The 14,460-nt window shown below is 64.5% G+C and carries 13 protein-coding genes; 4 read left to right on the top strand and 9 right to left on the bottom strand.

The window, feature by feature from the left end; all coding sequences use genetic code 11:
• Positions 1 to 17 precede the first annotated feature (17 nt).
• The 8 genes from FNZ07_RS29050 to FNZ07_RS29015 form a co-directional block, all read right to left on the bottom strand.
• A complete protein-coding gene (locus tag FNZ07_RS29050; protein WP_091011310.1) occupies positions 18 to 1,556 on the bottom strand; it encodes a DHA2 family efflux MFS transporter permease subunit in 1,539 nt (512 codons plus the stop codon).
• A 2-nt stretch (positions 1,557 to 1,558) separates the two neighbouring features.
• Positions 1,559 to 2,866 carry an HlyD family secretion protein gene (locus tag FNZ07_RS29045; RefSeq protein ID WP_091011311.1) on the bottom strand — a complete coding sequence of 436 codons (1,308 nt, stop codon included), beginning with the start codon at positions 2,864 to 2,866 and terminating at the stop codon, positions 1,559 to 1,561.
• Positions 2,863 to 4,323: an efflux transporter outer membrane subunit gene (locus FNZ07_RS29040; RefSeq protein WP_091011312.1), complete on the bottom strand. Its 1,461-nt coding sequence runs from the start codon at positions 4,321 to 4,323 to the stop codon at positions 2,863 to 2,865. Before FNZ07_RS29040 ends, FNZ07_RS29045 begins: the two co-directional genes overlap by 4 nt.
• A gap of 184 nt (positions 4,324 to 4,507) precedes the next feature.
• Complete coding sequence (locus FNZ07_RS29035) at positions 4,508 to 5,275, bottom strand: hypothetical protein (RefSeq protein ID WP_091011313.1); 768 nt, start codon at positions 5,273 to 5,275, stop codon at positions 4,508 to 4,510.
• 11 nt (positions 5,276 to 5,286) lie between these two features.
• A complete protein-coding gene (pheA, locus tag FNZ07_RS29030) occupies positions 5,287 to 6,423 on the bottom strand; it encodes a prephenate dehydratase (protein WP_091011314.1) in 1,137 nt (378 codons plus the stop codon).
• Between the two features lie 41 nt (positions 6,424 to 6,464).
• Positions 6,465 to 7,472 carry an NAD(P)H-dependent flavin oxidoreductase gene (locus FNZ07_RS29025; protein WP_170275855.1) on the bottom strand — a complete coding sequence of 336 codons (1,008 nt, stop codon included), beginning with the start codon at positions 7,470 to 7,472 and terminating at the stop codon, positions 6,465 to 6,467.
• 23 nt (positions 7,473 to 7,495) lie between these two features.
• Positions 7,496 to 7,900, bottom strand: coding sequence for a thioesterase family protein (locus FNZ07_RS29020; protein ID WP_091011315.1), 405 nt, complete (start codon positions 7,898 to 7,900; stop codon positions 7,496 to 7,498).
• Between the two features lie 33 nt (positions 7,901 to 7,933).
• Positions 7,934 to 9,142 carry an acyl-CoA dehydrogenase family protein gene (locus FNZ07_RS29015; RefSeq protein ID WP_091011316.1) on the bottom strand — a complete coding sequence of 403 codons (1,209 nt, stop codon included), beginning with the start codon at positions 9,140 to 9,142 and terminating at the stop codon, positions 7,934 to 7,936.
• Between the two features lie 275 nt (positions 9,143 to 9,417).
• Between FNZ07_RS29015 and FNZ07_RS29010 the strand changes: the two genes are divergently transcribed.
• Both FNZ07_RS29010 and FNZ07_RS29005 read left to right on the top strand, forming a co-directional pair.
• Positions 9,418 to 10,593 carry a serine hydrolase domain-containing protein gene (locus FNZ07_RS29010; RefSeq protein WP_091011317.1) on the top strand — a complete coding sequence of 392 codons (1,176 nt, stop codon included), beginning with the start codon at positions 9,418 to 9,420 and terminating at the stop codon, positions 10,591 to 10,593.
• 75 nt (positions 10,594 to 10,668) lie between these two features.
• A complete protein-coding gene (locus tag FNZ07_RS29005; protein ID WP_407670660.1) occupies positions 10,669 to 11,178 on the top strand; it encodes a hypothetical protein in 510 nt (169 codons plus the stop codon).
• Between the two features lie 3 nt (positions 11,179 to 11,181).
• On the opposite strand, the gene FNZ07_RS29000 is transcribed toward FNZ07_RS29005, so the two are convergent.
• Positions 11,182 to 12,042 (bottom strand): LysR family transcriptional regulator, encoded by an 861-nt coding sequence (locus tag FNZ07_RS29000; protein WP_091011319.1) that lies wholly within the window; start codon positions 12,040 to 12,042, stop codon positions 11,182 to 11,184.
• 142 nt (positions 12,043 to 12,184) lie between these two features.
• On the opposite strand from FNZ07_RS29000, the gene mdtD reads away from it, so the two are divergent.
• A complete protein-coding gene (gene mdtD / locus FNZ07_RS28995) occupies positions 12,185 to 13,582 on the top strand; it encodes a multidrug transporter subunit MdtD (RefSeq protein ID WP_091011320.1) in 1,398 nt (465 codons plus the stop codon).
• Positions 13,583 to 13,807: 225 nt separating this feature from the next.
• Positions 13,808 to 14,425, top strand: a complete 618-nt coding sequence (locus FNZ07_RS28990; protein WP_170275854.1) for a head GIN domain-containing protein — start codon at positions 13,808 to 13,810, stop codon at positions 14,423 to 14,425.
• Positions 14,426 to 14,460 lie beyond the last annotated feature (35 nt).

The following is a 14,460-nucleotide window of genomic DNA, read 5'->3' as shown; positions in this document are numbered from 1 at the left end:
CCCGGGCGCTACCCCCATCACGGCCGTCTGTAGCGAATAAACCAGACCGTCAGCAAGGTTGCGCCGAACAGCAGCAGGCAGCCGAATGAGAAATCGTTCAGCGCCAGCATGTGAGCCTGCACGTCGATCGAGCGCGAAACCGAGGCGAGTGCGCCTCGCGTGGACATGCCTGCATGTTCGAGCGAATTGATCCAGTCGGTTGCGGCGGGATCGAACGGTGTGATGCGATCGACCAGATAGGTGGTGTGGACGCGCGAGCGGCGCTCGAAGTAGGTCGGCGCGATCGAGGTCGCGACGCTGGTACCGATCCGGCGCAACGCGTTCTGGACACCGGACGCAGCGGGCAACCGTTCGCGCGGCAATCCGGCAATCGAAAGCGAGACGAGCGGCGTGATGAAGAACGCGGTCGCGGCGCCCATCAGCAACGAATTGCCAGCGATGTCGCCGATCGGCACGTCGGTGTTGAAACCCATCCGCCAGAACGATGCGGCGCCCCAGCCGACCAGTGCGACCGTCGCAAGCCGGCGCGGATCGATGCGACCTTGTATGCGGCCAATGAGCGGCGCAATGACGATGCCCGCGAGTCCGAGCGGCGCCGTTGCGATACCGGCCCAGGTCGCGGTGTAGCCCTGCTCGGTCTGCAGCCACAGCGGCACGAGCACGAGCGCGCCGTAATAGACGCCGAAGCCGAGCGTGACGGCGATCGTGCCGGCCGTGAAATTGCGATCGGCAAAGAGCCGCAGGTCGACGATCGGATGAGCGTCGGTCAATTCCCACAGGATCAGTGCGACAAATGAAACGGCGGCGATTGCGGCCAGCACGCGAATCGGCGTGGCGCTGAACCAGTCGAGATTTTGTCCGCGATCGAGCAGCAACTGCAGCGAACCGAACGATGCGGCGAGCAGCAACAGACCGACCACATCGACGGGAAGCTTGCGGGTCGGATTGTCTCGACCCGCGAGGCAGCGCGTCAGGACCAGCAGCACGATCGCGCCGGTCGGCGCGTTGACATAGAAGATACAGGGCCATGTCAGGTTGTCGGTGATCCAGCCGCCCGCGATCGGGCCGAGCACCGGCGCGACGAACGTGGTCGTCTGCCAGACCGACAGCGCGACATTGCGCTTTTTCGCGGGGAACACCGCGACCAGCAGCGCTTGCGATAGCGCCGTGATCGGTCCCGACGCCGCGCCCTGCAGCGCGCGGAATACCAGCAGCGATTCGAAATTCGGCGCGAGTCCGCAAAGAATCGAGGTCAGCACGAACAGCACGACCGCGATGCGAAAGAGCCGCACCTGACCGAAGCGCTGCGCGAGCCAGCCGGTCAACGGCAGGGTGATCGCGAGCGGTGTCGCAAACGATGTCAGCATCCACGTGCCCATATCGGGCGCCACGCCGAGATCGCCGGCGATGGTCGGGACCGCGACATTCGCAATGGTGAGATCGAGCGTCTGCATGAAGTTCGCGACGCTGATGGCGATGGCGACGAAGACGAGCGCGGGGCCCGACATCGGTTCGAGCGGGCGCATGGGGGCTGCCGTGGCGGCGAACAGGCGCATCGTCATGCTCCGGGTTTGCGCGCACTGAGCGCCGCCTGCGGGACGGGACTGTTCGCGCGGATGGTCTGCGCGACGAGTTTGTCGCCGATGTTTTCGTCGCCGCGGAAGATCTCCGTGATGTCGACCGGGTGGGCTGTCGCGGCCGCTACCAGCGGCATGGCAACGGCGGTACCGGCGTGTGCGCTGCTACCGCCGTTGCCACTGCTCTCGCCGACCGACACGGCGGCGTTCATCGACAGACCGATGCGCAGCGGATGCGCGCGCAGTTCTCGCGGATCGAGCGCGATGCGCACCGGTACCCGTTGCACGACCTTGATCCAGTTGCCGGTGGCGTTTTGCGCGGGGACCGACGCGAAGGCTGCACCGGTGCCTGCCTCGAAGCCTTCGATCCGGCCGTGATAAACGATGCTGCTGCCGTAGAGATCCGCCTGCAATTCGACCGGCTGGCCCGCGTGCATCTCGCGCAGTTGCGACTCCTTGAAGTTGGCCTCGACCCAGACCCGGTCGAGCGGCACGATGGCCATCACGGCGCCGCCCGGCGTCACGCGCTCGCCGACCTGGACGACCCGGCGCGTGACGAGGCCGGCGAGGGGCGCGCGGATCTCCGTGCGGTGCAGCGCCAACGCGGCGCTGCGGACCTGCGCGGCCGCGGCGCGCACGAGCGGGTTCGAATCGATTGTCGTGCCGTCAGTGCGCGCGGCGCTCGACATATAGGCCGCGCGCTGCGCATCGAGCGACGCGGCGGCCGCGCTGACCGAATCGCGCGCGTGGCGGATGTCCTCGAGTGCGACGCCGCCATCGCGGGCCAGGCTCAGGCGCCGCTGTAGATCGTCGGCCGCGCGTGCCGCATCGGTTTCGCGCAGCCGGGTTTGCGCGTTTTCGCGTTCCGCGTCGGCATGCGCGGCGCGATATTCGCGCACCGCATGCGCCAGTTGTTCGACCGCGCTGTCGAGCGACAGTCGGGCGTCAGCCTGATCGAGTTCGACGAGAGGCGCGCCGGCATCGACCCAGTCGGTGTTCTGCGCGATCACGGCGACCGCGGTACCCGGTATTTGCGAGGACACCTGCACGACGTCGCCGGCGACGTAGGCATCGTCAGTCGATTCTGTGCCGCGTCCGGTGAGCCAGGAGAAGGCGCCACTCGCCAGCGCGAACAGCACCAGCACCGCACCGAAGCAGCGGAAATAGCGGCGCCGGCGTGCGGCCTGGCTGGCTGGCTCCGTAGCCGGGCTGCCCGGTGCTGCGGTGGGCGTGGCGGATTTGCCGTCGCCGGCGCTGGCTGCCGCGGCGGCCGTATCGGGTTGGGTCATGGCGATGCTCCATCGGTGGGGGCGCCGCCCAGCGCCGCGATTAGCTGGACGTGTTCGATCAGCAGCGCGGTGCCGGCCTGCGCATGCGCGGCTTCGTCCTCGTAGAGTCGGCCCTGCGCGAGCAGCACGTCGAGGTAGCCCGACATGCCCTGCCGATAGCGGCGCGTCTCGAGGTCGTAGGCCTGCTGCGCACGCGCCAGCGCTTCCTGCGTCAACGCCTGCTGCTGGCCGAGCGCCTTGATCTGGACGAGCGCATCGCTGACCTGCGCGAGCGCGTTGACGACGGTGTCGTCGTAGTCGGCGACCGCTGCGTTGTAGGCGGCGGTTTGCGCACGCAAACCGGCACGCAGCCGGCCGCCTTCGAAAATCGGCAGCGAGATTGCTGGGCCGGCGCCGAACGAGCCGCTGTTGCCGTTGAAGAGCGCATGGAATCCGAGGCTCTGCACACCGGCGAAGGCCAGCAGATTGATATCCGGGTAAAACGCGGCGCGCGCCGCGTCGATACCCGCCGATTCCGCCTCGACCCGATAGCGTGCGGCGAGGATGTCGGGTCGTCGTCCCACCAGACCGGCGGGCAGGGTGGCCGGCAGCGTCGGGCGAGCGTCGAGCATCGACGGCGCGGGGACCAGAGTGTCCGCGTAACCGGGGCCGCGGCCGGCAAGCGCAGCGAGCCGGTGCCGTAGCAGTGCGACGTCGGCAGTGCGTTTTGCCACCTCGCTCTCGGCAAGCGGAATCGGCTCGCTCGCGCGCAGCGAGGCGAGCCGCATGTCGAGGCCGGCTGTCACGCGCTGGTTGGTGAGCCGCAGCAGATAGTTGTGCTGTGCAAGCGTGTCCTGGGCGATGCCGAGCAGCCGGCAGGCGAGGTCGAGCTGCAGGTAGGTCGTGACGATTGCGCTTTGCAAGGCAATCGTCGTGGCCTGTGCGAGCGCCTGTTGCTGCCCGGCACGCAGCGTCGCGGAGCGCGTCAGCGCGCGTAGGCGGCCGGCCAGATCGAGATCGAACGACGCGTTCAGCAATGCCTGCGCGTCGATCTGCCAGTGACCGGCCGCGGGCGGCGGGACCGTGTAGCTGGCGGGGAAGCGGGTCGGCGCGGCACTGATCGCGCCGTCGAGTTGCGGCAACGTATCGGCGGCGCGCACATCGGCTTGCGCCAGGGCTTCGCTGACGCGCGCTTGCGCGGCTTTTAGCGTCGGCGCGTCGCTCAGCGCATCCTGCATCAACCGGTCGAGAGAGGGGTCGCCAAAGGCTTTCCACCACTCTTTTGCAATGTCGCCGCTTGCCGTCGCGGCGCGGATGTCGTTGCCCGGATCGTATTGCTGCGGCGGCGTGATCCGCTCGAGCGCCGCCGTGCCGCCGAAGCTCGCACAGCCGGCCAGCGCGAGCGTACCGAGCAGCGCCGCGAGGCGGCTGCCCGGATGCGCGGCTGGGCGCCATCTGTTGAGTTTGCGGTGGAACATGTCCGGTTCCTGAAAGTAGATGCGATACTCAAGGAGTATCTAGAAATGTATCTTTAGATATTTATAGGCGAGCGGCAACTGACAGAAATGACAGCGGCCGATCCGCTACTTCCGCGCTTGTCGGGCTTGTAGTGACGATTTGCTAGCCGTGCCGGCGGCAGTATGCGGGTGCCCATGAGCGGCATTACAGGCACTGCCGGATCGAGCCCGGACGGCGCGTAGTCCGCGTGATGCGGCGCTGGAGCACGGCGTTGGCCAGGAGATCGAGTGCATCGGTGAGAGCGGGGCGAAAGACGGACTCGTCCGTGCCGCAGGCGTCGGGAAATGTCAGCCGACCGTCGAGCGCGATGCCGCCGACGCTCAGGCCATGTACGAGCAGCGCGTCCGCGAGTTCGGCGACGCAGGCGGTTTGATGTGCGAACCCTTGCGTGGCAGACCGCGCATCGAGAATCACGCTGCGTGCCGTGCCCGCTTCACGCAGGTGCCTTGCGGTCAACGTACAGGCGTGCCATGGCAGCAACATGCCGCCGGGCGCGTTCTCGCCGTGCGTTGCCGGTTCGAGCAATCTCCAGGCGCCAGGCGGTACCCCGCCCGGTGCCGCGCGCCACGCCGCGGGCAACGGCGTGGCGACTTCGATTGCCAGCATGGGCGGTAGCCGCAAGCGGGCGAGGCGTCTTAGCAGCGCGTCATGGGCGAGGGCGCCCGGCGGCTGCGACTGTGTGTCGGACGCAACGCAGCGCAATGACGACCGGTGCGGCCGACGCAGCAGCATCAGCAGTTCGAGCTCGTCCTCGTACATGGCCCGCAGCGAGCGTAACCAGCGTCCTGTGCCGCGCGGCAACGCCCACGGGGACTGCGCACCGAGGAAGACCATCAGGCGGTCGTCGCGATTCGCGCAGATGGCTCGCAAGCGCGAGTGGACGAGGGGCGCGGTAGCGGGTGCGGTGTTCATCGTCAGGATACCTATGCATCGGGAGAGGGCAGCGCGGGATCGGCATCCGGCGCACAGGGATACGAGCCGAGTACGCGTGCGTGCTCGGCGATCGACCGGATTTCTTCGATGGCCGCAGCGACGTTCCGGTCGCCGTGATGTCCGAGCAGATCGACGATGAAGTGGTAAGCCCAGCGTGCGGTTTTCCGCGGCCGCGTTTCGAGCCAGAGTACCGAGATGCGGTGGCGCGCGATCGCATCGAAGATCTGCGCAAGCGAGCCGACCTGATTGCTCAGTTCGACGACAAGGCTCGTGCGGTCGTAGCCGGTCGGTTCGGGTGGCGATCCACCGAGCACGAGGAAGCGCGTGCGATTATCGGGCTGATCCTGGATCGCCCGCGCGACGATCTGCAGGCCGTACTGGTGCGCCGCCTGTTCGCTTGCGATCGCCGCGCAGGCCGGCGTGTCGACTGCCTGACGCGCCGCGGCCGCGTTGCTCGCGCGGGCCTCGCGCCGCACGCCGGGCAGATGCGTATCGAGCCAGTCGCGACATTGCGCGAGCGCCTGTTCATGCCCGAGCACACCGTCGACATCCTGCAGCGATCCGCTTGCACTGAGCAGGCAGTGCGACACGGGCAGTACGACTTCTCCGCTCACCTGCACCTCGGCGTCGATCAACAGATCCACCGTGTGCATGACCGTGCCTTCGGTGGAGTTCTCGATAGGTACGACGGCGCGTTCGGCGCGACCGTCGGCGAGCGATGCGAACACGGCGTCGAGCGTGTCGCAGGCGACGGGCTGCGCGGTCGTGCCGAAGTATCGCTGCATTGCCTGTTCGGTGTAGGTGCCGCGCGGCCCCAGAAACGCGACCCGAGGCGTTTGCTGCACCTCGCGGTTAGCCTGGAACAGCGCGCGCCAGATCGACGCGATGTGCTGCTCGCGCAGCGTCCCGCCAGATTGCGCGCAAAGCTTTCTGAGGATGGCGGCTTCCCGGCCCGGCTGATAAACCGGCTGCCCGAGATGCCGTTTCAGCTGGCCGATTTCGCGTGCCTCCTGCACTCGCGCGTGGATCAGCGCGAGCAGCTCGTTATCGATGGTGTCGATGTTTGCGCGGTGGCGCTCGAGTTCGTCGTCGAGCGAAGCCGCGACGCTAACGTCGGTGTGGCTCATGGCGAGGCTCCCCGTAAACGCGATGTGCGTGCCGCAGACAGTCAGCCGGCCAGTGCGACTTCGCCTGCCCGGTTCGTATGGTGTCCGAGCCTCGCGCGAGCCCGTTCGTATTCGTCTTCGAGACGCGCGACGATCTGCTCGACGCTCAGCACCGCATCCATCGATCCAACGCCCTGGCCAGCTCCCCAGATGTCGCGCCACTGTCGCGCGTCGGAATTTCCGGAGAAATCCATCGTGACGCCTTCAGCGCGCGGCAGGTTGCGCACGTCGAGTCCGGCTGCCTCGATGCTTTGCCGCAGATAGTTGCCAGGGATGCCGCTGAACGCGTCCGTGTACACGATGTCGGCGGCGCGCGCCTCGACGATCGTGTCCTTGTAGCGCTGCGTGACATTGGCCTCGCGCGAGGCGAGAAACCGCGTGCCGATATACGCGCAGTCGGCGCCGAGCGCCTGCGCGGCGGCGATCGCATCGCCGGTCGCAATCGCGCCGGATAGCACGACGAGGCCGTCGAAAAAGCGCCGCACTTCGGACACGAGCGCGAACGGCGACAGCGTGCCCGCGTGGCCGCCCGCGCCGGCGGCCACGAGGATCAATCCGTCCACGCCAGCTTCGAGCGCCTTTTCCGCGTGGCGAATGGTCGTCACGTCGTGCAGGATCAGACCGCCATAGTCGTGCACGGCCGCCACGATGTCGGGTGCCGGCGCCCGCAGGCTGGTGATCAGGATCGGTACCCGATGCTCGATGCAGATGCGCAGGTCGGCGTCGAGCCGCGCGTTCGATTGATGGCAGATTTGGTTCACCGCGTACGGTCCCACCGGCACACCCGGGTGCGCTGCGCGGAACGCGTCGAGCTCGGCGTCCATATACGCGAGCCAGTCGGCGAGCTGCGCGCTCGGTCGCGCGTTCAGCGCGGGAAACGCCCCGACAATCCCCGCCTTGCATTGCGCGAGCACCAGTTCGGGATAGCTGGCGATGAGCATCGGCGACGCGATGACCGGCAGACGCAGCGACTTCAGCGACTTCAACGATTTCAGCGGATGGGAAAGCATCGTCGATTCTCCTCGCAACGGTGTCATTGCGGCTGCGCGACGCGGTCGCGCCGTTCGGCGAGGCGTTCGTGAAACGTATCGCGGCTGACGATGCAACGTGTGTGCTGTCCTTCGCCGACTACGCCGACCGCATCGCGCACCGTGACCTTGTAGGTCATCATCCGGCCTTCGACGGTGACGAGTTCGGAATCGACGGTAACGTCCCATTCCGGCGGCGTCGGTGCAAGGTGTTTGATCTCGAAGTTGTAGCCGACGGTCATCTGGTTAGCGTCGAGCAGATGATCGGTGGCTTTCATGCAGGTCTGCTCGATGAAGATGATCATGATCGGACTGGCGAGCGCGTGCGCTTCGCCGCCCCATTGATCTGCGAGCGAAATGGTGTCGACGCGATGCGTCGCGCGAGCGGTGAGACCGGGTTTGATTGACAAGATGAACTCCTTGGGAATTGAGCGACGATCGGATCAGGCGGGTTGGCGCTCCGGTGCGGGCGATGCGGTTATTGCGGTTGTTGCGCTTGGGGCGGTCGCTGCGGGGACGCGGATCGTTGCGTGCCGCTGCATCTGCGCGAAGATATTGCGCCGGTGCATTTCTTCGGTGCCGCCGGCGGAACCCATTGCGAGCGCGTCGGCGACGAAACTGGCGAGCCGGCCGCAGCGGTAGCCATCGCTACCGTGGAGCGCGAGCAGATCGAGGGCGGCCTGCGATAGATCGCGCGCCGCCCCCAGTTTGGCAATCGAGCAGTTGGCGAGCGCCGACGGATGACCGGCAAGCAACTGGTCGAGTGCGGCAAGCGCCATCCATCGCGAGCGCTCAGCACCGACGCGGATGTCGACGAGCCGCCGTTGTACGTACTGATGCGAGTCGAGCGCGACGTCGAGGGTTTTGCGCGAGCGCATGTACTGCAGCGCATCCGCGAGAAACGGCTGCACGACATCGGCGCATAACAGGCCGAAGTAAGCGCGATTCATCGAGGCGATGTCCATCAACCGCGCCAGTCCGTCGGCGGGCGAACCGAGTACCGACTCGCGCTCGATCGTCACGTTGTCGAATTCGAGGTCGCCGACCGGCAGATCGCGCACGCCCATGGTTGCCTGGGGCGGTGTGCGCGTCACGCCGGCAGTCAGCGGATCGAGCAGCGCCAGCGCGGTGCGGGCCTTCCCGTCGTCGATGCAATGCGCTGCGACGAGGATCAGTGCCGCGTCGGGCGCATGACTGATGTTGTACTTGTGGCCATCGAGCCGGTAGCCATTCGCGTGCGTGCGTAGTGTGGTTTGCAGTGCGCGGACCTCGGTTCCCGTGCCTCGCTCGGAAATGGCGGTTGCGCCGGGCGCGCCGGCGAGCAGGCGAGGCAGGAAGGTGTCCCGTTGTGCGACCGTGCCGTGTGCGAGCAAGGCCCTGATCAGCGTCGCCTGATTGGCCAGCGCCATCGCAAAGCCGATCGATCCGAGCGTCGATACGATCGCTTCGAACGCCGCGGTGAATGCGCTCCAGCCTTTGCCTGCGCCGCCCAGCGCGACCGGCACGGGCAAGCGCCATAAACCAGCGTCGGTCAACGCGCGCCATGCATGCCAATGAAACGTATCGGCTGCGTCGGGGCGCACGTGACTTGATGCAATATCGCGAAAGAGGCTCGCGATGTCATGCTGGTCGGTGGTCGTGTCGAAGGTCATAGCGGGGCTTCAAACCTGGATCGGGTCGAAGCCAATGTAGCGAACTGCCTGGGCGCGCGATACTGTCAGAATTAGCAAACGCCGCCTGGCCGCGATTGGCGCGGCTAAGGCGCGTTGAGCGCAAAAAGCGCTTTAAAAATAGCGAATCTGAATCGTTGGAGGCAGGTTGGTTCTTGTGCGGCTTTCCGCATGACTCCGACAAGTGAGTCGCGGTGATTTGCGTTGCGCGAGCTTTCGCGCGTTACTTGAGATCACGCAAAAGGAGAAAAAAGATCATGCCGGACAACACTGTTCACGGCTTCGTGGCAGACAGATTCGACGCGGTCCGCGAGGCCTTCAGCGAGAACCTTGCAAGCGGCGCGGACGTGGGTGCTTCGTGCTGCGCCACGGTCGCCGGCGAGACCGTGGTCGACATCTGGGGCGGTTTCGCAGACGAAGCGAAGACCCGGCCATGGGAAAAAGACACCATCGTCAACGTCTTTTCCACGACCAAGACCATGACAGCACTTACCGTGCTGCTACTTGCCGATCGCGGCGAGCTGGATTTCGATGCGCCGGTGGCCAGGTACTGGCCGGAATTTGCCGCAAACGGCAAAGGCGCAATTCGCGTCAGTCACCTGATGAGCCATAGCTCCGGGCTTTCCGGCTGGAAGGAACCACTCGCGCCCGACGATCTTTACGACTGGGAGAAGGCGACCTCCCTGCTTGCTGCGCAAGCCCCGCTGTGGGAACCGGGGACTGCGTCGGGATATCACGTGACGACGTTTGGGTTTCTGCTCGGCGAAGTGGTGCGACGTATCACCGGCAAGTCTCTCGGGACGGTGTTCCGCGAGGAAATCGCGGCACCTCTAGGCGCCGACTTTCACATCGGCCTGCCCGCCTCAGAAGACCACCGCGTTGCCGAGATCGTTCCATGGGCTACGACGCAGAGCACGGTTAAACCCACGCTCAGCGAACTCCATACGATCACGTTTCTCAACGCGCTATTCGATGCGAAGACGACAACGCGCACGCGAGCCTGGCGCGCCGCCGAAATTCCCGCTGTGAACGGACATGGCAACGCGCGCTCGGTTGCTGAGATCCACTGCATCCTCGCCAATGCAGGCGTAGCGAAGGGCAAGCGAATCATGTCGGAAGCGGGATGCCGCAAAGCGCTCGAACAGCAGATAGAAGGACCCGATCTGATCATGAGCCACTTGCCGCCCGCGCGATTCGGCCTTGGCTTCGCGCTGCCTGGCCCCTTGCTCGCGCTGGAGTTGCCTAACCCCAACACGATTCATTGGGGCGGCGGCGGTTGCTCATGGATTTTCATCGATATGGATGCACGTACAACGTTCGCGTACGTAGCAAACAAAATGGATAGACTGCCGTTAGGCGATCCTCGACCGTTCCGAACGATGCAGGCCATGTGGCAATCGCTTGGCATTCGTAGCGGGGAAGCACGTAAGTAGCAGCACACCAACTAGAACGACGACCACGGAGAAGACCAACAGATGAAACATCTGGCTCGATATGGCGTATGGGCAATGCTGATGTCGATCGCGAGTCACGCGGTGTTTGCCGACGAGCAACGCGTGAACCGCGGCAACGATCCTTTCTTCCAGATTTCAAAGGCCGTTCCCGGTTGCCCGGTGCCGTTAGGGCCGCTCGAAACCGAACAGGAATGGCTGGACGATGCGCATTACCGGATCGAGCGCGGCAACAGCTGCTGGATCGAAGGGCGCTGCCGGCTCTCCAACGGTTATCTGTACGACAAGGAAATCGCCGAAGCGGTGCAACGCAGGCTTACGAATATCAACTATGCGACCCAGTGGCGCGATCACACCACGCTGTGGCTGATATTGCAGCGGCGCTTTATCTATGTGCAAGGCTGCGTCGCGCCGGATTTCGACAAGCAAACGTTCCTGTCCGAACTCGGTAAGACGGCCGACGTGGACCGCGTGATCGACGATACGACAAGCGACCCGGCATCCACGTCGTTACCCTATCGAACGCTTGCTCAGCCCAACAAGTTGCCGGCGCACCCCACCGAATAAGCGCTATTCGCCGATCCACGAGCCACGCAGATCGCTGTCATGCAGCAAGCGCAGCAGCGTTCCGGCAGGACGGCTAAGCCGCTTCGCAGCAAGCGCGATAAATTCGACGTCGGGCAGCACCGGCAGACTCGCGCCGTTCACGGGCGGCGCGAGGCCGCGTGCCGTCAGGTATTGCGGGCGCACCGTAATGCCGAGTCCGCCGCGCGCTGCTGCAATACAGCCTGCATGACTGCTGCTCGTGCACACCACCTGCCATCTGAAGTCGGTTTGCGCGAGCGCATCGAGCACGACCGCGCGCGTCACGCTCGGCTCGGCGACGAGGATCAGCGGTAACGGTTGGGTGACATCGACCAGCGTGCCGGTGCGCGCGAGCCATTCCAGCCGACCGGTAAACAGCGCGACACCGCGCTTGTCGCCAAGCCGCCGTTTGCCGACCAGCAGATCGATCGATCCGGCGTCCAGCAACTCGTAAAGCTTGCCCGTCATCCCGATGGTGATTTCCAGTTCGACATCGGGATGGGCGTTGCGGAATGCCGCGAGCACGGTTGGTAGTGGACCGAGCGCGATGTCGTCGGAGGAACCGAGACGCACGCGTCCTTTCAGGCGCGGTGTGCGGAATTGCGATTCCGCACGGTGGATCGATTGCAGGATCACGCTGGCATGCGCGAGCATCGCCTCGCCGTCGGGTGTCATCGCGAGTGAATGCGTGTCGCGCACGAACAGGCGTCGCCCGATTGCCTGTTCGAGGCGGCGGATATGTTCGCTGACGCTCGATTGCGTCAGGTCGAGCTGACGACCCGCCTCGGTGAAGCTATGACAGGCCGCAACCGTCGCGAACGTCTTGAGCCAGATGGGATTGAGCATGGTGTTTGCTTATCGGCAATGCCGATGACAGTCAGCGCCGTTAGTGGGGTTCCCGATTGACGATGATGGCCATATCATGTGGAAATTGCAAATCAATGCGCCCAACGTGTCCGCCCCACACGGCCGCGCTGCCCCAAAATCAATGAGTAAGGATTCGAACCAGACAGCGTTGCTGTGGATCGTCGCCGCAGGTTTTTTCATGCAGGCGCTCGACACGACGATCGTCAATACCGCGCTGCCATCGATGGCGCACAGCCTGGGCGTCAAACCGTTGGTCATGCAGCCCGTCATCGTTGCCTACACGCTGACGATGGCCATGCTGACACCCGCATCCGGCTGGCTTGCCGATCGCTTCGGCACACGCCGCGTCTACTTCGCTGCCATCTTGATCTTCGTGCTTGGCTCGCTGTGCTGCGCCAGCGCGCATACGCTCGGGCAACTGGTGGTTGCGCGGGTTTTGCAGGGCATCGGCGGATCGATGCTGCTGCCTATCGGTCGGCTTGCAGTATTGCGCAGCGTTAGCGGCGAACAATACGTGTCGGCGCTGGCGATGATTTCGGTCGCGGGGCAGATCGGCCCGATTGTCGGACCGACGCTCGGCGGCTGGTTTGTCGAGGCTTTTACCTGGCACTGGATTTTTCTGATCAACGTACCGATCGGTGCGGTTGGGATGTTTGCGGTCTACCGCTATCTACCGCGTGCGACGGGTGCCACGGCGGCGCCGTTCGACCTGGCAGGGTGCGCGCTGCTGTCGCTATGCATGATTGCGTTTTCGCTTGCCGTCGATGCGCCGGTTCAATCGCATCGCGCTGTGTGGTCCAGCACGCTCTTCGTGGTTGGGCTCGTCGCCGCGCTCTCGTATGTGCCGTATGCGCGTCGTCGGCAGAATCCGCTGTTCAAGCTCGCGCTGTTTCGCGAGCCGAATTTCAGTGTTGGTTTGATCGGCAATCTGGTGTGCCGGATTGGATCGAGCGCAGTGCCGTTTCTCGTCCCGCTGTTGATGCAACTCGAACTCGGCTACACGCCGTTGCATTCCGGTTTGATGATGCTGCCTGCCGCGCTCGCGGGAACGGTCGCTAAACGCTGGATCGCGCCGCTGATTCGTCGCTTCGGTTACGACACGTTCTTGCTCGTGAATACGTTGATTGTCGGTGGGGCGATCGTTGCGTTTGCACTGATTTCTCGCGGCACGCCGATCGTCGTCGAGATCGCGGTGCTGGCGATATTCGGCGCCGCCAATTCGATGCAGTTTGCCGCGATGAACAGCGTCACGCTGAAAGGGCTGTCGCATGAAGACGCGGGCAGCGGCAACAGTTTGTTCTCGATGGTGCAGATGCTGGCGATGGGATTGGGCGTGTCGATCAGCGGTGGACTGGTCGGCGTGTTCTCCGATCAATGGGGCTCGGCAACGCTGGGTTTCCGGATGAGCTTTGTGTGTGTCGGCGCGATTACGCTGGTGTCCGCGTTGATCTTCCGGCGCATCGAAGAGACGCCGGCAGTAGCGTCTTCGGTGAAACCGGCGACTGTAGGGAGCCAGTAAGTATGGCTCGGTACAGTGGCTGACGCGTTGTGACAGCGGTCGCCGTGAATGGCGGAGAAAGTCCATCGCGGTGATATGGGAGGGGGTGTACGCGCTCGATGCGCAGCCGTATCGGCCGGTAGCCGGGACGAAAAGAGAGAAAACATGCGAGTCCAGCGAATTCGATTCAGCCTTGCGGCACTGTGCTGCGTAGTGAGCAGCCTTGCCGTGGGCCAGGAGAACGTCGTGGTTCACAGCGATGGAAGTGCCGCGTCGTCAGGGTTGATCGTCGCGTCGGATACAGACATGGTCGAAACTCGTCGCCCAGGAAAATTCTCCGGAATCGAGGTGGACACTTCCGCGGATGTGTCGTTTGCCGTTGGCTCCGATTCGTTAGTCACGGTTACAGGCCCGGCCAACGTCGTGCCGCTGGTGAAGACCCAGGTGCAGGACGGTGTGTTGAGGGTGCGACTGGAACATTCGGTGACGATGTCGAGACCGCTGAAAGTAGTCATCGTGGGTCCTACTCTGCAGGCCGTGAGTATTCGCGGTTCTGCGACCATGAAAGCGTCTAACCTGAACGAAGACGCTTTGAGTATCGGCATTTCCGGATCGGGAACAGTTTCGGCTTCAGGTAGCGTCAAGGAAGTGCGTGTCGCCATTTCCGGGTCGGGCGACGTACACGTTAGCGATATCCACGCAAAAACGCTGGTCGCGTCGATCAAGGGATCGGGGAATATTCAAGCATATGCAGCGGATTCCGCGGTCGTTGAACTGAGCGGTTCGGGCGATATAAAGGTTCGCGGGAATCCGGCACATCGGATTGTGAACCGGTCTGGGTCGGGTGACGTGCAGTTCGACTGACTGCTAGCGGACACAAACTCAGCAAGCTCTGCACC

Source organism: Paraburkholderia megapolitana, assembly GCF_007556815.1.
GTDB classification, from domain to species: Bacteria; Pseudomonadota; Gammaproteobacteria; order Burkholderiales; family Burkholderiaceae; genus Paraburkholderia; species Paraburkholderia megapolitana.
The sequence above is the reverse complement of the archived record's forward strand: the minus strand, read 5'-3'. Positions and strand labels throughout refer to the sequence as shown.